The sequence below is a fragment of the Myxococcus eversor genome, assembly GCF_010894455.1.
GTDB lineage: Bacteria > Myxococcota > Myxococcia > Myxococcales > Myxococcaceae > Myxococcus > Myxococcus eversor.
This window is the reverse complement of sequence record NZ_JAAIXY010000013.1, coordinates 178,323-201,166: the sequence shown is the minus strand read 5'-3', so window position 1 is coordinate 201,166 and position 22,844 is coordinate 178,323. Positions and strand designations below refer to the sequence as shown.

Sequence of the window (22,844 nt, the reverse complement as noted above, 5' to 3'; positions counted from 1 at the left end):
GCGCGAGCATCTCGAGGCGCGGTGGGCGGGGACGGCCTCCCCGCCGCCCCGACATGAGAGGCTGGAACCCGACGAGGGGTGACATGACGGACTCGGAGAGGCGGTACGACTCGACGCGGTACTACATCGTCGGCAGCCGCACCGTGAAGTGGGTGCCGCTCGAGAACGGGGGCCTCGAGGTCCTCAAGCTGGACTGGGTCACGGGCCTGTTCATCCCCGGGCTGGACTACATGCACAAGTGTATGTTCGCAGACGACTCCGAGTATGTGAGCGAGGACGAGTTCATCCAGCAGACCGAGGCCGTGCGCCGGGAGATCTTCACCGGCGACAACGCGGTCTTCGCGCTCTACGGGCTCCTGGACACCCTCGAAGCGACGGCCAAGGCCGAGGGACGGCCCTTGACGGAGCAGGAGCTGGCCATCGTCATCCTCACCCAGCGCAAGACTCACGGGATGTTCGAGAGCATCTGTCGCCTGGGCGAGAACTACACCCGGAAGAAGCCGTACTGAGCCTTCGCCCGGGGCCCGGGCCGAGTTCGAAAGAGCAGCGGCGCAGTCAACCTGTCCATCGAACCGGAGCACGCCCACTTTCACGAAGCCAGGGGGTGCGCCGCGCTCACGGACTCGGTGCGCGGCCCCCGCGCGGAGAGGGCGATGCTGAGCTGCGCGGCCCAGTACAACAGCATGATGGCGTAGCTGGCGCCCGGCAGGGGGCGCACGAAGAGCTTGATGGCGAGCAGCCCGTCACTCGCGGCGAACAACAGCGCACCGGCGAACGCGGCCCGCTGCTCGAAGTGGGACAGGCCAGAGGCTCCCAGCAACGCCGTCGCACGCCAGGACATCGTGCAGATGACGACGACGTAGGCCGTCACCGGAAGCGCCATGGCGCCCAGGCTCGGCCACAGGAGCACGCTGGCGCTCATGGCCAGCAGCAGGAAGGGAAGCGCCCTCACCGCCTGGAGCCCGCGCGTCACGGTGAGATACGCGGCGATGTAGCTCACATGGGCCAGCAGGAAGGCGCCCAGCCCGGGAAGGAACATCCCCGGCCCTCCTTCCAGCAGCACGTCGCCCAAGAGCGACAACGCCAGCCCCGCGAACACCCACCGGGCATACCGCTCCCGAGGCGGCCACTGCCACAGCAGCAGGCAGAGCATGGGCAGCGCCTTGGTGACGAGCCGGAGCTCGGGGCGCCCCGTGTCCAGCACGAGGAGGAAGCCCACCGCGCCCGCGACTCCGACTCCCGCGAGAATCCTCGTCCCAACACCCGTCAGCATGGGCGGCACCTTAGCGCGGCGCCGTCCCAGGCCGGTATGCGCGCTCACCCCGTGGCGAGGGGCTCCAGGCGGAACCACCGATAGCCATAACCCTCCAGCGTCACCCGGTGTCGCCCCGCCTTGCCCGGCATGGAGTGCGCCTCCGACAGCAGATGCACCAGCCTCGCCGGAGGTCCGCCGGGAGAGAAGCCCACCTCACAGGCCTTGCCGGACAGGTTGTGCAGCACCACCAGCGTCTCGTCCTTCCAGTCGTAGCGCAGCGCGAGGACGTTCGGCTGCTTCACGCGCAGGAGCTTCCACTCGCCCCAGCCCAGCTCCGGGCACTCCTTGCGCATGCGCACCATGCGCTCCATCCAGTTGAGCAGTGAGGTGGGGTCCCTGCGCTGGTGCTCGACATTCACCTGGGGAAAGCCGAAGGGCGCCTTGGACACCACCGGCCGGAAGGGCTCGGCCGCCCGCGTGAAACCTCCGTGAGGCTCGTCTGACCACTGCATGGGCGTGCGCACGCTCTGCCGCTCATGCAGGGACAGGTCCTCCCCCATGCCCAGCTCGTCCCCGTACCAGAGCACCGGCGTGTCGGGCAGCGAGAGCATCAGGCTGAAGGACAACTCCAGCCGGCGTCGGTCCCCCGCGAGCATGGGAGCCAGCCGCCTGCGCAGCCCCCAGCCATAGAGCTGCATCTTCGGCTCCGGGCCCAGCTCCGCGAACACGCGCTTTCGCGCCGCCGCGGGCAGCCGTCCCAGGTCCAGCTCGTCGTGGTTGCGCAGGAAGTTCGCCCACTGCGCCAGGTGGGGCAGCCAAGGCGAGGAACGCAGTGCCTCCGACAGCGGCGTCGCGTCCTCCGTCACCAGCGAGAGGAAGAAGTTCTGGTTGGCGGCGAAGTTGAAGACCATCTGCAGCGCCTGGGCGGCGCTGCGCAGCGGACAGTTGGTCAACGAAGGCGTGACAGGAGAGCCCTGGCCGGCCAAGGACCTGCGCAACGCGCGGCTGTGGGAGTGCGTGGAGGTGATGCGCGCCCTCTTCCGGGGGGAGACGGTGACACACCGGGGGCTCGTCCGCGTCGAGGAGGCGAAGCTCTACTCACGGCCGGCCTGGCCTACCCTGCTGGTGGGCGCGGCCATCACTCCGCACACGGCGGAGTGGGTGGGGAGCTGGGCGGATGGCCTCATCACCGTGAGCAAGCCTCTCCGGACGAGCTGCGGAAGAGGGTGGAGGCCTTTTGCCGCGGCGGCGGTGAAGGCAAGCCGATGTTCCTCAAGGTGCAGCTCTCCTGGGCCGAGGACGAGCGGGCCGCGCTCCAGGGCGCGATGGAGCAGTGGGCGCCGAACATCTTCGCCAGCTCCGTGCTCACGGACCTGCGCCGCCCCTCCCAGTTCGAGGAGCTGGCGCGCACGGTTCAGCTCAAGGACATGGAGGGCCACGTGCGCGTGTCCTCGAGCCTCCAGCGACACGTGGACTGGCTGGCCCAGGACGTGGAGCTGGGGTTCAGCCACCTGTACCTGCACAACGTCAATCGCTGGCAGGAGCCGTTCATCGACGCCTTCGCCGCGAAGGTCCTCCCAGCACTTCGTCGAACCGCCGCCACCCACGAGGCCGGGCCTCCTTCGCGCTGACACCCCTGTCTGAGATTCGCGACAGGAGTGTCAGGCCTCCCACGATTTTCACCGCTCCCGAGGCCCTCGGGAGCCGTGGGCATCAGCGAGGCGCTACCAGCGCATGCGCCAGCCGACGCCCAGCGTGACGTACTGCTGCTGCTCGTCCGTTTCGCGAGTGTAGTTGTAGAGGTTCCGGTGGACCCGCACGTCGGCGGACAGCGGCAGCCACTCCACGGGGCGCACTTCCAGCTCGGCGCCCACGGAGTAGCCCAGGTTGACGACGGAGCCATGGTTGTAGCTCACGCCGAACAGGGCCGCGGGCCGGAAGCCGCCGAGGTCGATGCCCAATCGCGCCAGCCCACCGACCTGGAACAGGGGCTTGTTCACCAGGTTGTAGGAGTGCTGCCCGCCGTCGAACGTCACATCCATCTCGGAGCCCGCCTTCGCGTAGATGGCGGCCTCCGGCCCCACGGAGAAGTAGCGGCCCAGGTGCTTGAGCAGGTGCAGCCGCGCGCCCACGCCGCGATGCGACTCCCCCTCCACGTCCTTGCCACTGAACGCCGCGCCCACGCTCACACCCAGCTCCATGTCCGGGGGACGCGGTGCCTCCTGCGCCCATGCACTCCCGGCCACCAGCAGCCCCCCTGCGAATAACGCCTTCATTTCGAATCCTTCCACGAGACCCGGCCCAACCGTGGAAGGCCCTGTACAAGTTCCAGGCCACCCTCACTCCGGCTTGGGTCCGCCCTGGGCTCCTCGCGCTCCGGGGCCACTGCCGCGGGGCGAGGGATGCGAACCCGCATGCGCGGGCTGTCCGTGGGCGGGAGGCTTGTTGCCTCGCCGTCGCCGACGACGTCGCTTCTGCGCGGCGCCTGGGCCCGCTGCGCTCCCCAGCTCCCGAAGGACCGCGGCACGCGCGCCTGCGTCCAGCCGCAGCTCCTGGAAGAGCGCCTGCGCCCGGGGCCCGCCCTGCGGATGACGCAGTGCTTCGCAGAGCCGCTCGACGACATCGATTCGCAGCGCCACGGAGCCCAGTACCTCGTACCCGAAGGCTCGCGCCTCCCGTGGTCCGAATGCGGCGGCCTCCAGCGTGACGTCTCGCGGCACGCCCTTGGGCAGGGGCTTCTGGAGGAACAGCGCCGTCAGCATGCTGCGTCGCTCCATCGCTGGTGGGGCGAGCGCGTCGACCACGTAGAAGTAGCGGCGGCCCTCGCGGACGCCCAGCGACCTCAGGCGCTCTTTCGACTCCTCATCCATCAGGCCCCACTGCTCCCAGGCCTCCGCCCGGGTAATCACCCCCACCCCCTCCGCCAGGCGGTAGGAGAGGCCCCGCGTCACGGGAGAGCGCCCGGCGCCGGTGAGCGACTCGGCGGGAAAGCCTCCCATCGCCTCGGTGACCAGATCTCGCGCCAACGCCTGCAGCCGTCGTTCGAGCCGCCGTCGCGCGCCGCCCGTCCAGACCTCCGGCTCCGCCAGCGCGAGCTGCGGCGAGCGACGGTCCGTGCCACGCACCAGTCGCGCCAGGGGCTGCCCCTCGAAGGAGATGCCGCCCAGCGCATCCACCTCGAACGTCTCGTGCGTGGCGTCGACGACGCGCTGGACGAACTGCTCCTCCGTCATCGCCCCACCGTCCGCGCCCGACACCTCGCCCAACAGCAGCCCCAGCTTGGCGAAGGGACTGTCGGAGCCGCTCGCCCCGGGCGTCGTCGTGGCCCGCACGAAGCGACGGGCGCTCCTGCGCGCGGCCCGCTGCACGAAGCGCTCGACGAGGCGCTCATGCAGCGCGTCCCCCAGCGCGTCCTCGATGTGGCGCGTGCGCTCCTGCCACTGCTCGGCGTCATGCAGCCAGGACGAGCGCTGACTGATGTACGTCCAGATGCGGATGGCGGCCAGCCGGTCCATCAACGTGTGGAGGTCTCCCGACACGTCGTCGAGCGGCGACACCTGCTTGCCGAGCCACGTCGGGTCCAACGTCCCGTCTCCGGCGGAGAGCTGGAGGAACGTCTCCCGCAGCAGGCCGACGTGCTGCCCGAACAGGCCCTTGCGGAAGTCGGGAATCTGGCAGACCTGCCACAGCAGCTCGACGGCCGCCCGGTCCGTCACCAAATCTCGGACGGCGGGAATCTGGGAGAGGTCCTTGAGCGCGTCGAAGTCATCCGCGCGCTCCACCCGGATGAAGGCATTGTGGCGGGGCGCCCGGCACAGCGAGTCGAGCAGGGCCTCGGGGCTTTCGAAGTCCAGCTCGGCGTTGCGCCAGATGAGGCTGCGCACCGCGGGGAACTGATGGGACTCGATGGCGGTGACCACCCGGGGAGACAGCTCCGACAGCGTGTTCAGCGTGCCGAAGCTGCCGTCGTTCAGGTGACGACCCGCGCGGCCGGCGATTTGGGCCAGCTCATCCGAGAAGAGGTCTCGCTGCTCGGCGCCGTCGTACTTGGACAGCGCGGCGAAGGCCACGTGGTTGAGGTCCAGGTTCAACCCCATGCCAATGGCATCCGTGGCCACCAGGTATTGCACTTCGCCAGATTGATACATCGCCACCTGGGCATTGCGGGTCCGGGGCGAGAGCGCGCCCAGCACCACGGCCACGCCGCCGCGCAGCCGGCGGAGCGATTCGGCCAGCTCATACACGCGGTCCGCGGAGAAGGCGACGACGGCCGAGCGCGGCGGCAGGCTCTTCAGGGAGCGGCGCCCGGCATAGCGGAGCTGCGACAGGCGGGTGGCGCGCTTCACCGACGCGTGGGGGATGAGCGACTGGAGCATCGGCCGCATCGTGTCCGCGCCGAGGAACCAGGTCTCCTTGCGTCCGCGCGCATGAAGCAGCCGGTCGGTGAAGACATGTCCCCGCTCACGGTGGGCGGCGAGCTGGATTTCATCCACGGCGAGGAAGTCGACCTTGCGGTCCAGCGGCATCGCCTCGACGGTGCAAATCCAGTAGTCGGGGCGCGGAGGCAGCCGCTTCTCCTCGCCCGTCATCAAGGCCACCCGCCCCTCGCCCACCCGGGCGGTCACCCGGTCGTAGACCTCACGGGCGAGCAGGCGCAGCGGCAACCCCATCATCCCCGAGTCGTGTTCGAGCATCCGCTCGATGGCCCGGTGGGTCTTCCCCGTGTTCGTGGGCCCCAGCTCCGCCACGACGATGGCGGCCGAGCGGCTGGGCGGGCTGGTGTTCATTGGGGGCAGTCTAACCTCAGGCGGAGCCCTGCGCCGCAGGCCGCGCAAGCGCCATGGACGTCACCCGAGGAAGCCTCCTGGCTTGCGGCCCATGACCCATCCCGTCAGGGACACACTCCTCGGGCAGCTCGATATCGCGTGGGCGCTCGCCCAGTACCATCTCGAGGGATTGACCACGGAGGAATGCCTGCGCCGCCCGGGCCGGGTGGGCCTCCACGTTCAGCAAGGCGCGGACGGACGGTGGCGCGCGGAGTGGCCCGAGCACAAGGGCTATGACCTGGGGCCCGCGAGCGTGGCGTGGCTGACGTGGCACCTGGGCTTCTGGTGGTCCATGGTGCTCAACCACTCGTTCGGTGATGCGACGCTGACGCGGGAGGCCGTGTACTGGCCCGGCACCGCCGACGAGGTCCGCGCCTGGATTGCGCGGCTGCACGGCGAATGGCGGGGACACATTGAACGGCTCGGCGACGAGGACCTGCGCGCCACGGAGCGAACCCTCTGGCCGCTTCAGGGCAAACCCTTCGGCGACATCGTCGGCTGGGCCTCGCTCGAATTGATGAAGAACGTGGCGGAGCTGGGCTACGCGCGCTTCGTCCTCGCGGCCTCCAGGAATCCCTAGCGACTGACCTTGTCTCTGGCTGCCATTGAGCCAGCCCACCTGATGACAGACGCTCTCGCGTCCCGGCCCTCCGCTCGGCGGGGGCCGGGGCGAGCGAAAATCCGGGGCGCCCTATTTGTCGTCCCGCCGCAGCACGAAGAAGTACGGCGCGGCCATCCCCCGGGCGTCCATCAGTCCCAGCACCGTGTTCGCGTCCACCTTCCTGAACACGTCATGGGTGGGCCAGTCGTCGTAGATCATCGTCGCGCTGACCTGGCCCCGGTACACCGTCAGGCGCAGGCGCGCCTTGAACTTCCCGGTCTCCACGTCCGCCCGGTGCCGCCCCACGAGGCCGCGAATCGCCGGCGACGGCCACTTCCTCGGGTCGACAGGAAACACCGACGCACCGTCCTCCGTGTAGAACAGCAGCGGGTGCACGCTCTCGTCGTCGATGAACCGCTTGCCGTACCAGCCCGTCGCGCCGAGCATCCCATCCATCGGGTGCCCCGTGAGGAGCTCACTGCCCTTCCAGGTGCCACGCATGAACTCCAGCTCCACCGTGGGCAGGCTGTCGAACAACGCGAGCGCCGCTTGCGCTTCCAGTCGCCCCGCGCTCACCGCTTCATCGAAGGTCATCGCGTGCTTCCTCCGTGCATGCGCAGCACGGGCTTGATGACCGTGCGCGCTTCCATGTCGTGAACCGCGTCGTTGATGGCCTCGAAGTCGTAGGAGCGGCTCAGCTTCTCCAGCGGGAACCGCCCCTCCGCGTGCAATGCCACCATCCGGGGGATGAAGGTCTTCGGGTCCGCGTCCCCTTCGATGATGCCCACCAGCCGCTTGCCGTAGAGCAGCCGGGTCATCGAGAGCGTCACTTCCGACGCCTCGGGGCTGGGAAGGCCCAACAGGCCACACGTGCCCAAGGGACGCGTCACCTCGAACGCCTGGCGCAGCACCTGAGGAATGCCGACACACTCCAGCGCGAAGTCCACCCCGCCCCGGGTGCGCTTGAGCATCGTCTTCGTCAGCTCGGGCTCCGCCGCCAGGTACGTGTCGGTGGCGCCCAGCTCGCGCGCCAGCTCCAGCCGGCCCGCGTCCAGGTCCACCGCGAGGATGCTCGCCGCGCCTGCGACCCGCGCCGCCATGACCGCCGCGAGCCCCACAGCGCCCACGCCGAAGACGGCGAGCTGCTGTCCTGCTTGGAGCTTGAACGCCTCCAGCACCGCCCCAGCGCCCGTCTGGAATCCACAGCCCAGCGGCGCGAGCAGCTCGAGCGGCGCCTTCCGGTCCACCTTCACCGCGTTGTGTTGGTGCGCCAGCACGTGGGTGGCGAATGAGGACTGGTGGAAGAACCCCGAGCGGATGGGCGCACCGCGCCACCGCATGGGGAAGGAGCCATCCGGCCGCGCGCCGGAGAAGTTCCCCGCATACCCGCGCTCACAGTAGGCGGGATGCCCCCGCTCACACGTGCCACAGGCTCGGCAGGAGTAGTAGCTGAGCACCACCGCGTCCCCAGGCTCGAAGCCCGTCACGCCCTCCCCCACCGCCTCCACCACCCCCGCGCCCTCGTGGCCCAGCACCGCCGGGAATGGGAACCGCCCCGCACCCGCCCGGTAGGTGAGGTCCGTGTGACAGATGCCACTGGCTGTCACGCGAACCCGCAGCTCTCCCACACCAGGGCCGTCCAGCTCGACCTCGTCGAGCAGGAAGGGACCACCCACCGCTTGAACCAGCGCCGCACGCACCGGAAGACCCATGGGGGCCCATTATTGGCAGATTGCCAACGAAGGCGCTACCAAACTGGACATCCACACCACTCGCCACCAACAGGGCTCGCATTCCAGCCAGCCACGATTTTCGACGCGTCATCGTGACATTCATCAACCTGACCCAATGGCAGGCATTCGTCGGAGTCTCCACCTCCGAGTTCAACTCCGACTCACTTGCAGCATTTTCCGACAGTCCCCTATAGACCGCAATCGCTGTAAGCCCAAACCCAAGGACAGGGGACATGCAATTGACAAGAACATCCCGAGGGAAGTGGACGTGGAGAGCAGGCATCAAGCTGTCGGTCGCGGGACTGCTGTCACTGACAGCCTGTGGAGAGACGTCGCTCCCCGTCTCCCCGGAAGCAGACTCCCTGGGCAAGGTTGCCTCGGCGGCGAACGGCGAGTGCCAGGTCCAGCCGCCCTTCGACCCGAACTTCGAGCCGGAGCTGGAGTGGGCGTGGAACTCGAGCACCGTCCTGCCAACTCACGTCCAGGTCATGATGGCGCCCATCGTCGTGGAGGTGAACGGCGACGGCGTCCCGGACGTCGTCTTCAGCACGTTCGCGGGCAGCAACTACACCACCAATGGCGTGCTGCGAGCGATCAGCGGCGCGGATGGCAGCGAACTGTGGACGGTAACGGACCCGGCCCTGCGCGTGCGCGGCGCGGCGAGCATCGCGGGCGCGGACATCGACGGTGACGGGCTGGTGGAGCTGTGTGCCGTCCCGGAGAGCGGCACGGGCCTGCTCTGTTTCGAGAACACGGGCGCCTTGAAGTTCCGGACGACGGTCTCCCAGAACAGCTGGGGCGGCCCCTCCTTCGCGGACCTGGACGGCGACGGCACGGTGGAGATCCTCAACGGCCAATACGTCTTGAGCAACACCGGGGCGTTGAAGTGGGCGGGCACGGACACCATTGGTGGCCCCCAGGGCCCCATCTCCTTCGCCGCGGACATCGACGGTGACGGGCTGCAGGAAGTGGTCAACGGCCGGTCCATCTACCGCCATGACGGCACGCTCAAGTGCCGGAACACGAGCATCGGCAACGGCCTGTCGGGCGTGGCCAACTTCGACGCGGACTCGAACGGAGAAGTCGTCGTGGTCAGCGGGGGCGTCGTCTCACTGATGGATGACAACTGCACCCTGCTCTGGAGCCAGACGATTCCCGGTGGCGGCAGCGGTGGCGCGCCCAACATCGCGGACTTCGACGCGGATGGTTCGCCGGAAGTAGGCGTGGCAGGTGCCAGCCGGTATGCCGTCTTCGAGACCAATGGCGCCGTGAAGTGGTCCAGCCCCACGCAGGACCAGAGCTCGAACGTGACGGGCTCGTCCACCTTCGACTTCGAGGGCGACGGCCGTGCCGAGGTCGTCTACGGCGACGAGGTCCGCCTGCGCATCTACGACGGTGCCACGGGTGCGGTGCGCTTCGATGTGGCCCACGCGTCCGGGACGACGTACGAGAACCCGCTCATCGTCGACGTGGACGCGGATGACAACGCGGAAATCGTCGTCGCGTCGAACAACTACAGCAGGGCCGGCCCTACCGGCATCCGCGTGTTCCGTGACCGCAAGGATGGTTGGGTGAACACGCGTCGCATCTGGAACCAGCACGCGTACTCCGTCACGAACGTCAACGACAACGGCACCATCCCCGCGCACCCCGTCGAGAACTGGCGCACGCCGGGACTCAACACGTTCCGCGCCAACAGCCAGGGCAACGGCAGCACCAGCCCCTATGCCGCGGCCGACGTGACGGTGACGGAGGTCACCTCGTCGTGTGACCGGACCACGGGCACATTGAGCCTGCACGCCCGCGTCAACAACCAGGGTGACGCGGCAACCTCGGCGGGCCTGCGCGTGGCCTTCTTCCAGGGCAATCCCACCTCCGGCGGCACGCTGCTGGGCGTAGGCATCCTCCCCACGGTGCTGAGCGCGGGGAGCAGCGCGGTGGTGAGCCTGGCGCTCGCCTCGGCGCCTGGTGGCACCACGGTCGTCTTTGCCAAGGCGGACGATGACGGCACCGGTGTCGGTCGCGAGACGGAGTGCATCGAGACCAACAACGCGGGCAGCGCGCCCGTCAGCCTCGCCTGCTCGACCAACGAGCCGCCCGTGGCCATCTGCCGCGACGTGGCCGTCAACGCCAGCCCGACGAGCTGCAACGCGCCCGCGAGCGTGGACAACGGCAGCTACGACCCGGACGAGCAGCCCGGCCCGCTCTCAGTGTCGCAGGCCCCCACGGGGCCCTTCGGCCCCGGCACGCACTCCGTCACCCTGACGGTGTCGGATGGACAGGCCAGCGACACGTGCACGGCCACCATCACCGTGGTGGACGTCACCCCGCCGGTCATCGTCTGTCCGCCCGAGCGCCTCGTCGAGGCCACCGGGCCTGACGGCGCCTTCGTCACGCCCGGGGCGGCCAATGCCTCCGACGCGTGTGGAGCGCAGGTCAGCGGCCCGGCCGCCGGCACCTATCCCCGTGGAACGACGGCGGTGACGTACACGGCCACCGACGCGGCGGGCAACAGCGCCTCCTGCACCACGGCCATCCACGTGGTCGACTCCGAGGGCACGCCGCCCAGCCTCATCATGTGCGACGTGCCGCGCTACACGTCCGCCGCGCAGGTGAAGGCGTGCGGCTGGGCCACCGCCAGCCCTGGTGGCGCTCCCATCAGCGTGGTGCTGCTCTCCATCGATGGCGGCGCTCCCGTGCGACTCACTCCGGACGCTGGCGGCGGACACGTCGTCGAGTGGCTGAGCCTGGCGGAAGGCCACCACACCCTCACGCTCACGGTCATCGCCACGGACGGCGGCATCGCCACCGAGAGCCGGCAGGTGACGGTGGACCGCACCGCGCCCCTGCTCCGCATCGTCGCGCCGAACCTCGAGGAGGCGCAGCCCCTGACGGTGGACGTCGTCACCGAGGTGACGGACCTCACCCCGGTCCACGTGACGGCCAACTGGGTCAGCGACACCGACGTCGGCGCGGGGACGAACCTGGCGACCACGCCCGTGACGTTCTCCGGCCCCGGCTCGCACCTGGTGCTCATCCGCGCCACGGACGCGGCGGGTAACACGGCCGAGCAGGTCATCCAGGTCCAGGTCGAGTAGTAGCGAGGTTCCGGGCGCCCCGTGGCGAAGTGGAGCCACGGAGCGCCTGAGTCCACTCGGTCAGCCCGCGGCGGAAGGATGTGCCCCCTGCCGCTCTCGCGAGGTCGCTAGCGCGGCGCCTTTCCGTCGCGGTAGTGCTTCAGGCATTCCTTGTCTCCCAAGCTCGCGCAAACCTGCTTGAGCAGGATCATCCTCGCTCCTGGCTGGGATTCATTCGAAGGGACTCGTCGAGCCAACGGAGCGCTTCCTGACTCCGTCCAGCCCGCGCATGGTAGGCCGCCATGACTCGAAGAAGGCCCGGGTGTCTCTCCTTTCGCACCTCCGCCTGGAGCTTTTCGAACGCGCGCGCCGGAGCGGACTCGGCCTCATGGTCCAGTCTTTCTACCGTGGCATGGATGGGGTTCACCTCACGGGACCGGGAGAAGCATGCCTCCGCGCGCTCCGGCATCTTCAGGTCCAGGTAGTAGTGCCCACAGAGCGCGAGGCTCGCGGCACTCTGCTCTCGCTCGAAGTCCGTCATGAGCTTGATCCACGCCTCCCGAGATCGGACTTGACCGAGCGATGACGTCGCCACCGGACCGAACCGCGAGGCACGCTGACTTCGTCCTGTGTCCGAGTGGCGCGGTGCCCCTGGCACGCCAGGACCGCGCAGCGCACGACGCCCAGCAGGGCCAGAAGGAGCGCGCGACTCACCGCGTGTCGTCGCCGTCCTGGAAGAAGTCGTGGATGGGCAGGTAGTTCGTCTGGAGGAAGGCCGGATTCGTGAGCCACAGCGAGGAGGCCTCCGCGTAGAACCTGGATGGATTCAGGCGCCAATCAATCACCCTGGAGGCTGAGCCGAACGGCTCCAAAGCCAGACATGCGCGGGACTGACTTCAGGGCCGCGACTGCTTCCGCACCTGTTCCCACGCCTCGATGATGCGACGCGTCTCCTCCTGGGCCAGGGCCTGGAGCTTCGGACCGAGCTGGGCGACCTTGTCCGGATGGTATTGCGCCACCAGCGCCAGGTACGCCCGCTTCACGTCGGGCAGCGGCGCCCCGCGCGAAACGCCGAGCACCTCCCACGCGGTGGGAGGCGTCTCGGCACGCGGCGCGGCGGGTTCTTCGGGAGGGACCTCTCGCTCCGCTTCGTCCGGAGGCGCGCGCTCTTCGCTCACGGGCTCACGGCCCTCGCCACAGCTCGAGCACAGCAGCCGCTCCTGGGCCTCGCCACCCACCTGCGCGACGCCCCGGACATCACAGCAGTCCCCACACACCAGATGGTGACACTGCTCACAGCGCGCGGCCGACGCGGCCTCCTCCAGCCCCACCCCACACCGGGGACATTCGTCGGGCAGCGGCGCCTCTTCTCCGCAGCGCACGCAGAACGCCCAGCCCCGGTCGAGCTGAACCTCGCACTCGTCGCACGTCAGCTCCCCCTCGTGCTCCCAGTGCTTCTCCTCGCCGCACCAGGGACAGAAGGGCATGAGCCACTCCAGCTTCCCCGCGCACTCGGGACCGTCACAGTCGAAGTCGAGCTTGTACCCGCGGGCGACGGGCCTCGGCGGGTTCTCCTCCTCGAACGATTCGCCACAGGCCCAGCAGCAGTTGAAGTCCCGGTGGGACGGCGCGCCGCACGCCTCGCAGGCGGGATTGCCGTGCTCGCTCTTCCACGAGACTTCGTCACCACACGCCGGACAGAACGCCATGCACGGCTTCACGTCACCGTGGGTGCACTTCTCCCGAGCATCGCGTCTCGCCCGCTCACGCTGTCCACGCGGCGCGGGAAACGGCGGTGTCTCACCCTGGTCCACCAGGACTTCCCACAGGCACGAGCGGCACACCCGCCCCTTCACCTGCTCCCCTGTCGGTGCGGGTCCGCCCATGCGTGCCCGGAAGACGCTCGCCTCCAGCACCTGCACGCTGAGACACGTCTCACACACAGCGTCGCCACACGACTCACAGCGTCCCGCCAGGCGCCGGCTGCCGAAGCCGAGCAACCCGGCTGTCAGCGTCTCCATGCAGCACGGACAGGCTCGCATGCACTTCCTTACGCCGGGAGAGGCCCCTGACTGGAACCTCTGAGTGGACGGCCCTCCTGCATGCCCGAGTCCAGCGGGTCCGTCCAGAAAGCAACCCTCCGGCACGACTCTGTAACGAAACACGGATTATCAGCGAGTCAGGCTACTGGTGTATGGGTGACCCCTCTCTTGTCGTGCACTGAGGAGTTCTCCATGCGTCGTCTCGGTTCAGCCCTGCTTTGCCTCAGCCTGCTGGTCGGCTGTGGTCCCACCTCGCCCTCCGAGCCCTCCACCCCGTCCGAGCAGCCCACGACCGAGGTACCCGCGAACCAGGACGCGTCCCTCACGCTGACGAACGTGGACGTCGCGCCGGAGTGCCAGGGCATCCTCACCTTCGCGAACACGGCGGCGCCCGGGACGCTGGACGCGTACCTGCCCAGCGACCTCGTCCTCAACCTGGTCAGCAGCCGCTCGACGGCGCCTTTCGCGACGCTGGCGCAGCTCTCCGCCGTCCACCTGATGGGCCCCGTGCGCCTGACGCAGTTGGAGAGCGGCGCGCGCGCCAATGGCCTCATCAACAGCAGCTGCGTGGGAATCCTGGACGAGCTGGCGGTCTCCACCGATGACGCCGCGGCGGTGGTCTCCCTGGTCAACACCGTGAGCAGCTCCGCGCTGTACGCCATCCTGCCGTACGCGTGGAATGGCGCCACGAACCTGCTCGCCCTGCGCCCGTTCACGTCCGTCCAGGCCATCTCCAATACGTCGGGCATCGGCGCGGTGAGCCTGCGCAACCTGCGCAACGCCGCCAACCTGGGCTACGCGCTGGAGGTCCTCGTCTCCTCGGTGAATGCCCTCCCGGAGGGCAACTGGACGGTGAAGATGGACCTCGCGTTCGACATCCAGAGCGTGATGAACGGCGAGTACGGCAATGACCGCCTGGCCTATGCCCAGTGCTTCGGCATCGACCCCGCCACCTTCCCGAACAACCGCTTCACCAACCGCCCGAACCTGGCCGACGCCACCGAGGTCCACAACTACGTCTCGAGCGCCGCCAACACCTATGCGTACCAGGGGCAGATTCCCACCAGCGTCATCAACGACGGCCTGGATGACCTCGACGCGCGCACCGCGGGTGGCACGTTCAAGGGCTGCCACATCGGCTACAACGACGGGCCCTGGGCCGGCATCCAGGTCCACTTCTTCGTCAACGCCACCACGGGCTTCCGCATCCTGACGGTCCAGCACTGGGTCGAGTGATTCACCCCGAAGCCCCAGGCCCACGTCACCGGGCCTGGGGCTTTCGCGCGGGGCTCGATTGCCCACGACGCAGGCGGGGCCTAGTCTCCAGGCAATAACCGCCTTCAAAGGAAAAGCCGTGAGAGCCTTCCCCCGAGCCTTCGTTGCGGCAGTCCTTACGCTGGGCGCGACGCTGCCAGCGCTGGCCGTCGAGCCTCCCCCTGAGTTCGGTACGGATTGGGATGACCCGCGCACGGCGGTGCCCACGGTGGAGCGGCCGGCGACGGCGTCGTGCACCGTGCGAATCGTCGACGAGAAGTTCGACGACTTCACGCCCTTCACGGGCACCTTCACTCCGCCCGCCGAGTGCCCGGGGCCGTGGCACAAGGTGGTGCTGCGCATGGAGGGCAAGGTCCAGGGCGTCCAGTACGACCGGCTCGGCCATCTGGAGGTGGGCGGCGTCACCCTCTTCAAGACGTCCACGCCCGAGCCGTCTCGCGATGGAATCTCGTGGTCGGTGGAGAAGGACATCACCGCCTATGCGCCGCTCTTGCGTCAGCCCCAGCCCGTGTGGATGCTGATTGGCAACGTCGTCAATGACACCTACACGGGTGTGCTGGACGTGCAGGTGTACCTGACGTTCTACGCGGCGCAGGGAAGGCAGACGCCAGCGGCCCGGACGGCGAGCGACGTGCTGCCGCTGGTCAACCCGCGCCGCGAGGGCAGCGCGTTGGTGGGCGAGGTGACGGTGCCCCAGAACACCACGCGGCTCCTCGCGGAGGTCTACGCGACGGGCTCGGGCGGAGGCTGCGAGGAGTTCTGGTACATCACCGCGCCCACCGTCGTGCCGTACTCGTGCCCCGCCGACGCGGGCCCGTACCGCGAGGTGCAGATTGAAGTGGATGGAAAGGTGGCGGGCATCGCCATGCCCTTCCCTCATGTCTACACGGGCGGCTGGTCCAATCCGTTCCTCTGGTACGTGCTGCCGGCGCCCCGGGCCTTCAACATCCGCCCCATCACCTATGACCTCACGCCCTTCGCGGGCCTCTTGACCGACGGCCAGCCGCACCAGCTCCGGGTGAGCGTGCTGGGCGTCCCCGAGGGTCGCCCTGGCTGGGATTTGCCCACCAACGTGCTCGTCTGGAGGGATTCGAGCGCCGCGCGCGTCACGGGCGGACTGCTCCAGCACCAGGTCGGCGCGCTGACGAATGACGCCGACTACGCGCTCGTGGACGGCTGGCATCAGGTGGACACGCAGGGCGGGCAGCACCTGCGCGTGTCGGGCTACCTGCGGACGTCGCGAGGCTGGGAGCTGACGACCGTCGAGCAGAAGGTGTCCAACGCCAGCATGCACCGCTGGCTGGGGGACATGGAGAACCCGGACCAGCTCCTGGCCACGTGGAACGACACCAGCACCGTCACCGTGGTGGGGCGGGAGCTCTTTCCGACGGTGAGCCGCTCCGACAAGCGCTTCGTGCTCGACGGACTCATCAGCGTGACGCCGGAGAACCGGCTCACGACGAGCATCACCATGAACGACGCGGAGGACGCGTTCGAGCTGCACGGCCTCCAGCCCCTGACGCACCGCAAGCTCAGCGACGTCTTCACCGGTGAGGCCGCGTACACGCTGGGCGTTCCCCGCGCGCAGCGCAACGCCGTGGGCACGTCCACGCACCGCTACAAGGTGACAGGCTTCCCGGGCGACTGCTACGACCGGAGCCTCTCCAGCCGCAACGGCTACATCACCGAGGACGTCCAGCGCTGCGATTGAGCGGTGCTCCGGAGTCCTCGCGTGAAGAGGGGCGCCCCTGGGCCACGGGGCGTCTCACTCCAGCTCGTTCGGCGTCTGGATGCGCCTGCGCTGGACCCAGTCGCGCGCCTTCGCGAGTTCGTGCTCGAACCAGCCGTCCGCGTTGGCCTCCATCACCTCCTCGTGGGTGAAGCCGAACTCCGAGGTGGCGGGAGGCGGCTGCTGGCGCCCCCACCGCGCGGCGACGGCGCGAGCCCACTCGGACTGGCTCCGCGCGAGCGCGAGCTGGAGGTACTTCGCGTCTCCCCGGTCCGATGAGGTGCTGGACTGGAGGGCCGCGCTCAGCTCCCGCTGACTCCACGGCGCATCCAGGGCACAGAGGACGGTGGAGACCCGCATCCGAGCCATGGGGACGGAGGAGCGCAGCGCGCGCCGCACCAACTCCAGGGCGTGCTCGGGTGCGTACTCCAGCGCCAGGAGCGCGAACTCTCCCGCATAGGGATTGCCTCCGTACCCCTTCACCTTGTCCACCCGGGCGAAGGCGAGCACCGCCGCGAGCACCCGCTCCCGCTCGAACTGACGGCGAAGCAGATAGGCCGCGGCGGCATGGAGCGAATAGGGGTGGTGCTCCTCGGGAGACATGCGCTGGAGCAGGCTGAACACCGCCGGACAGCTGGCGTTCCCTGGCAGCGCGTCCAGCCGCTCGATGGCCGCCCCCATGGCGGAGGAGATGGGACCGGAGAGGACGCGCTCACAAGTCACGACGAACGCGTCGGGAGACACGAGGCCCTGGAGGGCCGCGAGCGCATCGCCCGCCAGGGAGGGAACGGTCGCCCTCGCGAGAAGCCACTCCCTGCGCGCTTCACGGACCGCGAGGACTCGCTCGGCGAACACGCTGGAGTCCAGCGCCTCGAAGTCTCCGAGCCAAAGAAAGCTCCGCTCGCGCGCGTCCGGAGCATCGAAGTCCAGCGTGCCAGCCGCGTCGGCCAGCGCCTCCAGCGCGGGAGGGAGCCTGAAGACATGCTCGCTCGGAGGGTGCCGCAAGAGCCCCTGGGCCTGAAGCTCACGGATGCCGCTCACCACCAGGTCCCGCCCCGGGAGCAGGGCCGCCAGACGCGCCTCGGGGAGGCCCGGCGCCTTGAGCGAGAAGATGCGGGTCGCGAAGAAGTAGGAGTCGATGGTGGCCCCTTCGTCTCCATGGAAGTCGACATCCAGAATCTCGTCCTCGCTGGAGAGACAGCAGCCCCTGCCGTGGAACTCGTAGCTCCAGCCCGCGAGGCCAGGAACCTCTCCCGAGTCTTCATCCTCGTCCTCGTCGTCAGCCGCGTCCCGCTTCGTGGTGAGTCGCTCCTCGACGATACGGACGAGCCAGCGCTGGCGGACGAGCTGGCGCATCAGGCAGACGAGCAGCCACGCGGAGTCTGGACGAAAGGCAGGCGCGTCGACACGGCTCGCGGGCGCGCCGCTCAGCAGGACACCAATCGCCTGGATGAGGTCACTCATGGAAGCTCTCGTTTACCCCACCTGGGCCCGCCCCGTGTTACGAGCGTCCCCATGTCGAAGACCCCACCCGTTGCTCGCCCCCGTGCCGTCCTCGTGGGCGTCCAATTCCCCAGTGTGACGGACATCGAGCACGCCGCGGACCTCGCGGAGCTCAAGCGGCTGGTACACACGCTGGGCTATGACGCCGTGGCCACGGTGACCCAGCGTCGAGGGGCGCTGGCCACGGGGACGGTGCTCGGCAAGGGGAAGCTCAAGGACCTGGCCGCGCTCACCGGAGGCCCCGGCGTCATCACCTCGGGCGCCCAGGACCGGACCTCCAAGGCCCGCGCGAAGTGGGAGGCCGCCGAGGACGACTCCGAGCAGGAGGGCGATGAGCCCGCCCAGGCCCCCGAGACAGCGGACACCGGGGCCGAGGACACCGGGGCCGAAGAAGAAGAGGACACCGAGGCCGAGGAGGAGGACTTCGAGGAGGACGATGAAGCCTCCGAGCCCGAGGAGGACGTGAGCGGGCCGCGCCCCACCGTGGTGGTCGTCGACCACGAGCTGTCGCCGAGCCAGCTCCGCAACCTGGAGAAGGCCACGGGGGCCCAGGTGATGGACCGCACCGGCGTGATTGTCGACATCTTCCACCGGCACGCACGCAGCCACGAGGCGCGCATGCAGGTCGAGATTGCCCGGCTCACCTACCTCGCGCCCCGGCTGCGGGAGTCCTCGGGAGGCCGGGAGCGCCAGCAGGGCCGTGGCTCCGGAGACTCCGCGGTGGAGCTGGACCGGCGGAAGATTCGAGACAGGCTCGCGGAGCTGCGCGCGGGGCTCGCCGTCATCCAGAAGGAACAGGACCATCGCCGGTATGCCCGCCGGGAGCAGCTCCGGGTGGCGCTCGTCGGCTACACCAACGCCGGCAAGTCGTCCCTGATGCGCGCGCTCACCGGGAGCGAGGTGCTGGTCGCCGACCAGCTCTTCGCCACGCTGGACACCACGGTGCGCGCGCTGCACCCGGAGACCCGTCCCCGCGTGCTCGTCTCCGACACGGTGGGCTTCATCCAGAAGCTGCCGCACGACCTGGTCGCCTCGTTCCGCTCCACCCTGGATGAGGCGCTGGAGGCGTCGCTGCTGCTCTACGTGGTGGACGCGTCCGACCCGACCTGGAAGTCGCAGCTGGAGGTCACCCGGTCCGTGCTCCGCGAGATTGGCGCGGACGTGGTTCCGAGCAAGCTCCTGCTGAACAAGACCGACCGACTGGACGAAGCCGCGCAGGACGCGCTTCGCGCCGAGCACCCGGAGGCGGTGCTGCTCTCGGCCCATCGACCGGATGACGTGGCGAAGCTCCGGCTGAGCATCATCCAGTTCTTCGAGGCGTCGATGGTGGAGGCCCACCTGATGATTCCGTACGCCAGCCAGGGCCGCATCGGAGAGGTGTACGAGCACACCACGGTGCTGACCGAGGAGTTCGACGAGCACGGCAGGAAGCTCCGCGTGCGGGGCCCGGCCGCCGCGATTGCCCGGCTCACGCGAGACTTCCAGGCGTGAGGCCCGCGGTGCTCATGCCGAACGAGCACCGCACCTGACCTCCCAGGCAGGGCCGCGCCGCAACCCCTCCGGGCCCCCTGCCCCGCCGCCCCGTGAGCGCACCACCGGGGTGGCATCCGACGCCCCACCTGCGTTTTCCCCCGGCCTCGACGTGTCCCAGGACAACGGTGCCCCGCACCGGAGGAAGGCACACCCCGGGCATTCTTGAGACATGAATCAGGATTCAACATCATCCCTCCACGTCGACGCGCCCTGTCTCTCTCCCACGGCGCCTCACTGGAGCGGTCATGCAAGAGGTGCAGGCCTGGGTCCTTCATCGCGGGGAGAGGCAGCGGGACGGCAAGAGCGTTCCGGGTGAGCTCGTCCAGGAGTCCTTCGCGATTCCAGACCTGGGCCCGGAGCACGTGCTCGCGGAGCCCCTCTACGGCTGCTGGGAGGGCAACATGGGCCACGCCCTCCAGCGAGTGCCCGTGGACATCTGCCGGCTGCGCCGCGAGGACAAGGTGGTCATCGGCAACGCGGGCGTGGTGCGCGTGCTGGAGACAGGCAGCGCCGTCACGCGCGTCCGCCCGGGAGACGTCTGCCTCGTGTTCTGCAACGCGGAGCAGGACGAGCATGGCTACCCCGTCAAGGTGCTGGCCTACGACGCCAGCCACACCATGGGACTCCTCGCCCGGAGGACACGGCTCCCGGAACGGGTGCTCGTCCCCCTCCCCCGCGACACGCGTCACTCGCTGAAACAGTGGGCCGCGTTCTCCCTGCGCTACATCACCGCGTGGTCCAACTGGCGGCTCGCCTACGGCTGCTGGCGCTTGCAGGTCAGCGAGTCCGACTGCCCCGCGCCCTTCGTCGTCGGTTGGGGCGGCGGGGTCTCCTACGCACAGCTTCGACTGGCGCGGTACGCCGGGTGTCGAGTGGCCATGGTCGCGTCCCAGGACGAGCGGCTGCGCCACCTGTCGTCCGTGGACATCATCCCCATCGACCGGCGCGAGTTCCCCGACCTGATGCTGGACCCCGTCCTCTTCGCCGCCGACTCCGGTTATCGCCAGCGCTACACCCAATCGGAGAAGCGGTTCCTCGCGCGCGTGAAGGAAGCGGGACGCGGTCAGGACGTCTCCATCTTCCTGGACCACATCGGCGCGCCGCTCTTCCAGGCCACGCTGAAGGCGCTCGGCCGCCAGGGGGTGATTGCCACCGCGGGCTGGAAGCTCGGCGCGGAGCTCATCGACCTTTCGCGCTCCACGGAGTGCACCCGGCGCCATCAGCACATCCACACCCACTACGCGCGCTACTCGGAGGCCGTGGCGGCCGTGGGCTTCGCGGAGGAGATGGGCTGGCTGCCTCCCGTGGACGATGAGCGCGTCTATACCTGGGACGAGATTCCCCAGCTCGCGCGCGACGTCGAGGAGGCACGCGTCGCGTCCTACTTCCCCCTCTTCCAGGTCAACCCCGAGGCACCGGCCCCCGTACGCCAGGAGGCCGCATGACGCAGGACGCGACGGACACGCTCGCCGCCGCGAGGCAGCGGTTCAAACACCAGTCCCGAGCCTTCAGCGTCGCGCGCGTGCTCCTCGTGGACCTCATCACCATGGCATTCGCGCTGCCGCCGGGCCTGGTGGCGTGGTGGTCCTGCCTGCTCTATCTGCGGTGGTGCTGGGACAGGCCCGGGTTCGCCGCGTGGGCGCTGCTGGCGCCCGGAGTCCTCGCGGCCGTCTTCCTGGTGACGTGCTGGCTCATGCGCCTGTGCATCCCTCGCATGAGGCCAGGCACCTACCCGATGGAGCTGTCTCGGGACTACCTCGCCTGGTACTCGGTGCTCTGCCTGGGTCACGCGGTGCGCATCTCCGGACTCCAGCCGTTCTTCTTCACCTTCTACGTCACCAAGTATCTGTACTGGCGGGCCATGGGGGCGCGCATCGCGTACGGGGTGAACTCGTCCCTCTTCGCCATGCTCGCGGACTACCCGCTGCTCACCATCGGCAAGGGCTGCACGATGGGCGCGAATGTCTTCGTCCTCGGGCACCTGTTCCTCGGCGACAAGGTCCAGCTCGGCGAGGTGCGCATCGGCGACAACGTGTTCCTCGGCGCGGGCGCCATGGTGGGCCCCCGGACGACCATCGGCTCGAGGAGCTGGATTGGAATGGGCAACAAGCTCCTGAAGGACACGCTGCCGGAGGACTCGCGCGTCGAGAACTTCGCCTGGGAGCACTTCAACCCGGCCCGCGCCTCCGCCGAAGCGAGCCCGCGATGAAGCTGCTGGAGCCTCGCCTGGGCATCCAGGTGCTGGGACATGGCCGCTCGTTGCCCGGCACGCGCGCCGTGTCCAACGCGGAGCTGCTCGCCCGGGACTCCGAGCAGCACGGCCGCTCCGCCCAGGCGATGGAGACGCTCGGTCGCAAGCTCCAGGCACGACTGGGATTCGGGCAGCGCCATCTCGCGCGACTGCCCGGAGCACTCCCGGGTGAAGCGCCCCCCGCGCCCGGCGACGAGGAGACCAGCGAGTCCCTCGCGCTGACGGCGACCCGGCGGGCGCTCGGAGAACGTGGCGGCGCCGATATCGAAGCGCTGATTCACGGAACCACGACGACCAGCCGCTACACGGGCTCGCAGGCGGCGGCCATCCTGGGGCGGCTCGGCGGTCATGCCTCGGCCTATGAGCTCAAGGCGGGGTGCTCCACCTCCCTGGCCAGCCTGCACCTCGCGATGTCCCTGCTGGGCAGTGGCTACGACAACGTGATGGTGAGCTGCGCGGAGACGTTGTCCAAGGTGATGAACCCGGCCCTCAAGGAGACCTGGTTCATCCTCGCGGATGGAGGCGCGGCCCTGTGGCTGCGCCGTGAGTCGACCTCGCCCGACTTCGAGGTGCGCCAGTGTCTCTACGCCACGGACGGGACGCTGGTGGACCTGTATACGACGCCCGGGAGGCTGCCTCCGGACCGGAGCGTGCTCGAACAGGGGGGCTACGCGATGACGGGCGACGGCACCCGGCTTCGCGAGGAGGCGCTGCGGCGATATCTGGAGATGCTCCGCGCGATGTTCCCCGGCGGACGGGGCCTGGAGCGGGTCCGCTGGGTGGTGGCCCATCAAATCAACCGGAAGCTCATCGAGCGGGTCTGCGCGGAAGGCGGGCTCGATGCGCGCCTCGTCTGGAGCGCGGACCGCGTCGGCAACATCGGCGGCGCCTCCGTCCTGTTCTCACTGTCGGAGGCGCTGGAGCAGGGGCTGTTCGCTCCAGGTGACTCGGTGCTGCTGATGAGCGTGGGTGGTGGGCTGTCCTTCGCGATGCAGCACTGGGTGAAGCAGTGACGAGGG

General features: G+C 69.1%; 20 protein-coding genes and 1 pseudogene. 11 read left to right on the top strand and 10 right to left on the bottom strand.

Annotated elements, in window-relative coordinates; translation table 11 throughout:
• The first annotated feature begins 83 nt into the window (after positions 1-83).
• Entirely contained in the window at positions 84-509 is a 426-nt protein-coding gene (locus tag G4D83_RS25975; RefSeq protein ID WP_163867521.1) for a hypothetical protein, read from the top strand.
• Between the two features lie 80 nt (positions 510-589).
• Here G4D83_RS25975 and G4D83_RS25970 read toward each other — a convergent pair whose 3' ends face one another.
• Both G4D83_RS25970 and G4D83_RS25965 read right to left on the bottom strand, forming a co-directional pair.
• The gene (locus G4D83_RS25970; protein ID WP_163867520.1) at positions 590-1,273 is read right to left on the bottom strand and encodes a lysoplasmalogenase; all 684 of its coding nucleotides are present in this window, start codon (positions 1,271-1,273) and stop codon (positions 590-592) included.
• Positions 1,274-1,317: 44 nt separating this feature from the next.
• Positions 1,318-2,253 carry an alpha-amylase family glycosyl hydrolase gene (locus tag G4D83_RS25965; RefSeq protein ID WP_205522714.1) on the bottom strand — a complete coding sequence of 312 codons (936 nt, stop codon included), beginning with the start codon at positions 2,251-2,253 and terminating at the stop codon, positions 1,318-1,320.
• On the opposite strand from G4D83_RS25965, the pseudogene G4D83_RS47275 reads away from it, so the two are divergent.
• Both G4D83_RS47275 and G4D83_RS46400 read left to right on the top strand, forming a co-directional pair.
• Positions 2,216-2,404, top strand: a pseudogene (locus G4D83_RS47275) (LLM class F420-dependent oxidoreductase); the annotation flags it as partial. The gene G4D83_RS25965 and the pseudogene G4D83_RS47275 sit on opposite strands and share 38 nt — an antisense overlap.
• A 116-nt stretch (positions 2,405-2,520) precedes the next feature.
• Positions 2,521-2,886, top strand: a complete 366-nt coding sequence (locus G4D83_RS46400; protein ID WP_240356601.1) for a hypothetical protein — start codon at positions 2,521-2,523, stop codon at positions 2,884-2,886.
• A gap of 93 nt (positions 2,887-2,979) precedes the next feature.
• Here the strand turns inward: G4D83_RS46400 and G4D83_RS25955 are convergent, their stop codons facing one another.
• Positions 2,980-3,531 (bottom strand): outer membrane beta-barrel protein, encoded by a 552-nt coding sequence (locus tag G4D83_RS25955; protein ID WP_163867519.1) that lies wholly within the window; start codon positions 3,529-3,531, stop codon positions 2,980-2,982.
• 63 nt (positions 3,532-3,594) lie between these two features.
• Positions 3,595-6,042, bottom strand: coding sequence for a helicase-related protein (locus tag G4D83_RS25950; RefSeq protein ID WP_163867518.1), 2,448 nt, complete (start codon positions 6,040-6,042; stop codon positions 3,595-3,597).
• Positions 6,043-6,133: 91 nt separating this feature from the next.
• Between G4D83_RS25950 and G4D83_RS25945 the strand changes: the two genes are divergently transcribed.
• The gene (locus G4D83_RS25945) at positions 6,134-6,661 is read left to right on the top strand and encodes a DinB family protein (protein ID WP_163867517.1); all 528 of its coding nucleotides are present in this window, start codon (positions 6,134-6,136) and stop codon (positions 6,659-6,661) included.
• Between the two features lie 111 nt (positions 6,662-6,772).
• On the opposite strand, the gene G4D83_RS25940 is transcribed toward G4D83_RS25945, so the two are convergent.
• Both G4D83_RS25940 and G4D83_RS25935 read right to left on the bottom strand, forming a co-directional pair.
• Entirely contained in the window at positions 6,773-7,276 is a 504-nt protein-coding gene (locus G4D83_RS25940; protein WP_163867516.1) for a DUF4334 domain-containing protein, read from the bottom strand.
• Entirely contained in the window at positions 7,273-8,394 is a 1,122-nt protein-coding gene (locus G4D83_RS25935) for an NAD(P)-dependent alcohol dehydrogenase (RefSeq protein ID WP_163867515.1), read from the bottom strand. The genes G4D83_RS25940 and G4D83_RS25935 overlap by 4 nt, the downstream gene beginning before the upstream one ends.
• A 254-nt stretch (positions 8,395-8,648) precedes the next feature.
• Here G4D83_RS25935 and G4D83_RS25930 point away from each other — a divergent pair, with 254 nt between their 5' ends.
• Entirely contained in the window at positions 8,649-11,513 is a 2,865-nt protein-coding gene (locus tag G4D83_RS25930; RefSeq protein WP_163867514.1) for an FG-GAP-like repeat-containing protein, read from the top strand.
• A 187-nt stretch (positions 11,514-11,700) separates the two neighbouring features.
• Here G4D83_RS25930 and G4D83_RS25925 read toward each other — a convergent pair whose 3' ends face one another.
• The 3 genes from G4D83_RS25925 to G4D83_RS25920 all read right to left on the bottom strand — a co-directional run bounded on the left by G4D83_RS25925 (position 11,701) and on the right by G4D83_RS25920 (position 13,534).
• Positions 11,701-12,033, bottom strand: a complete 333-nt coding sequence (locus G4D83_RS25925) for a hypothetical protein (protein WP_163867513.1) — start codon at positions 12,031-12,033, stop codon at positions 11,701-11,703.
• Between the two features lie 169 nt (positions 12,034-12,202).
• Positions 12,203-12,337 carry a hypothetical protein gene (locus G4D83_RS46945; protein ID WP_275902393.1) on the bottom strand — a complete coding sequence of 45 codons (135 nt, stop codon included), beginning with the start codon at positions 12,335-12,337 and terminating at the stop codon, positions 12,203-12,205.
• Between the two features lie 51 nt (positions 12,338-12,388).
• Positions 12,389-13,534 carry a J domain-containing protein gene (locus G4D83_RS25920; protein ID WP_240356586.1) on the bottom strand — a complete coding sequence of 382 codons (1,146 nt, stop codon included), beginning with the start codon at positions 13,532-13,534 and terminating at the stop codon, positions 12,389-12,391.
• 192 nt (positions 13,535-13,726) lie between these two features.
• Between G4D83_RS25920 and G4D83_RS25915 the strand changes: the two genes are divergently transcribed.
• A complete protein-coding gene (locus tag G4D83_RS25915; protein WP_176433428.1) occupies positions 13,727-14,770 on the top strand; it encodes a hypothetical protein in 1,044 nt (347 codons plus the stop codon).
• Positions 14,771-14,888: 118 nt separating this feature from the next.
• The gene (locus G4D83_RS25910) at positions 14,889-16,520 is read left to right on the top strand and encodes a peptide-N4-asparagine amidase (protein WP_163867510.1); all 1,632 of its coding nucleotides are present in this window, start codon (positions 14,889-14,891) and stop codon (positions 16,518-16,520) included.
• 54 nt (positions 16,521-16,574) lie between these two features.
• Here G4D83_RS25910 and G4D83_RS25905 read toward each other — a convergent pair whose 3' ends face one another.
• A complete protein-coding gene (locus tag G4D83_RS25905; RefSeq protein WP_163867509.1) occupies positions 16,575-18,002 on the bottom strand; it encodes a DUF6896 domain-containing protein in 1,428 nt (475 codons plus the stop codon).
• A gap of 51 nt (positions 18,003-18,053) precedes the next feature.
• On the opposite strand from G4D83_RS25905, the gene hflX reads away from it, so the two are divergent.
• From hflX to G4D83_RS25885, 4 genes are all read left to right on the top strand, one after another.
• Positions 18,054-19,532, top strand: a complete 1,479-nt coding sequence (hflX, locus tag G4D83_RS25900) for a GTPase HflX (RefSeq protein ID WP_163867508.1) — start codon at positions 18,054-18,056, stop codon at positions 19,530-19,532.
• A gap of 287 nt (positions 19,533-19,819) precedes the next feature.
• Complete coding sequence (locus tag G4D83_RS25895) at positions 19,820-21,019, top strand: MDR/zinc-dependent alcohol dehydrogenase-like family protein (protein ID WP_163867507.1); 1,200 nt, start codon at positions 19,820-19,822, stop codon at positions 21,017-21,019.
• Entirely contained in the window at positions 21,016-21,783 is a 768-nt protein-coding gene (locus tag G4D83_RS25890; protein WP_163867506.1) for a DapH/DapD/GlmU-related protein, read from the top strand. Before G4D83_RS25895 ends, G4D83_RS25890 begins: the two co-directional genes overlap by 4 nt.
• Complete coding sequence (locus G4D83_RS25885; RefSeq protein WP_163867505.1) at positions 21,780-22,838, top strand: 3-oxoacyl-ACP synthase III family protein; 1,059 nt, start codon at positions 21,780-21,782, stop codon at positions 22,836-22,838. The genes G4D83_RS25890 and G4D83_RS25885 overlap by 4 nt, the downstream gene beginning before the upstream one ends.
• Positions 22,839-22,844 lie beyond the last annotated feature (6 nt).

Bases quoted from the DNA above. Each gene is read 5' to 3' on its own strand.
- G4D83_RS25930 (WP_163867514.1), top strand. From the start codon at position 8,649: ATGCAATTGACAAGAACATCCCGAGGGAAGTGGACGTGGAGAGCAGGC.
- G4D83_RS25905 (WP_163867509.1), bottom strand. From the start codon at position 18,002: ATGAGTGACCTCATCCAGGCGATTGGTGTCCTGCTGAGCGGCGCGCCC.
- G4D83_RS25970 (WP_163867520.1), bottom strand. From the start codon at position 1,273: ATGCTGACGGGTGTTGGGACGAGGATTCTCGCGGGAGTCGGAGTCGCG.
- G4D83_RS25975 (WP_163867521.1), top strand. From the start codon at position 84: ATGACGGACTCGGAGAGGCGGTACGACTCGACGCGGTACTACATCGTC.
- G4D83_RS46400 (WP_240356601.1), top strand. From the start codon at position 2,521: ATGTTCCTCAAGGTGCAGCTCTCCTGGGCCGAGGACGAGCGGGCCGCG.
- G4D83_RS25885 (WP_163867505.1), top strand. From the start codon at position 21,780: ATGAAGCTGCTGGAGCCTCGCCTGGGCATCCAGGTGCTGGGACATGGC.
- G4D83_RS25915 (WP_176433428.1), top strand. From the start codon at position 13,727: ATGCGTCGTCTCGGTTCAGCCCTGCTTTGCCTCAGCCTGCTGGTCGGC.
- G4D83_RS25925 (WP_163867513.1), bottom strand. From the start codon at position 12,033: ATGACGGACTTCGAGCGAGAGCAGAGTGCCGCGAGCCTCGCGCTCTGT.
- G4D83_RS25950 (WP_163867518.1), bottom strand. From the start codon at position 6,042: ATGAACACCAGCCCGCCCAGCCGCTCGGCCGCCATCGTCGTGGCGGAG.
- G4D83_RS25895 (WP_163867507.1), top strand. From the start codon at position 19,820: ATGCAAGAGGTGCAGGCCTGGGTCCTTCATCGCGGGGAGAGGCAGCGG.
- G4D83_RS25945 (WP_163867517.1), top strand. From the start codon at position 6,134: ATGACCCATCCCGTCAGGGACACACTCCTCGGGCAGCTCGATATCGCG.
- G4D83_RS25940 (WP_163867516.1), bottom strand. From the start codon at position 7,276: ATGACCTTCGATGAAGCGGTGAGCGCGGGGCGACTGGAAGCGCAAGCG.
- G4D83_RS25935 (WP_163867515.1), bottom strand. From the start codon at position 8,394: ATGGGTCTTCCGGTGCGTGCGGCGCTGGTTCAAGCGGTGGGTGGTCCC.
- G4D83_RS25890 (WP_163867506.1), top strand. From the start codon at position 21,016: ATGACGCAGGACGCGACGGACACGCTCGCCGCCGCGAGGCAGCGGTTC.
- G4D83_RS25955 (WP_163867519.1), bottom strand. From the start codon at position 3,531: ATGAAGGCGTTATTCGCAGGGGGGCTGCTGGTGGCCGGGAGTGCATGG.
- G4D83_RS25920 (WP_240356586.1), bottom strand. From the start codon at position 13,534: ATGCGAGCCTGTCCGTGCTGCATGGAGACGCTGACAGCCGGGTTGCTC.
- hflX (WP_163867508.1), top strand. From the start codon at position 18,054: ATGTCGAAGACCCCACCCGTTGCTCGCCCCCGTGCCGTCCTCGTGGGC.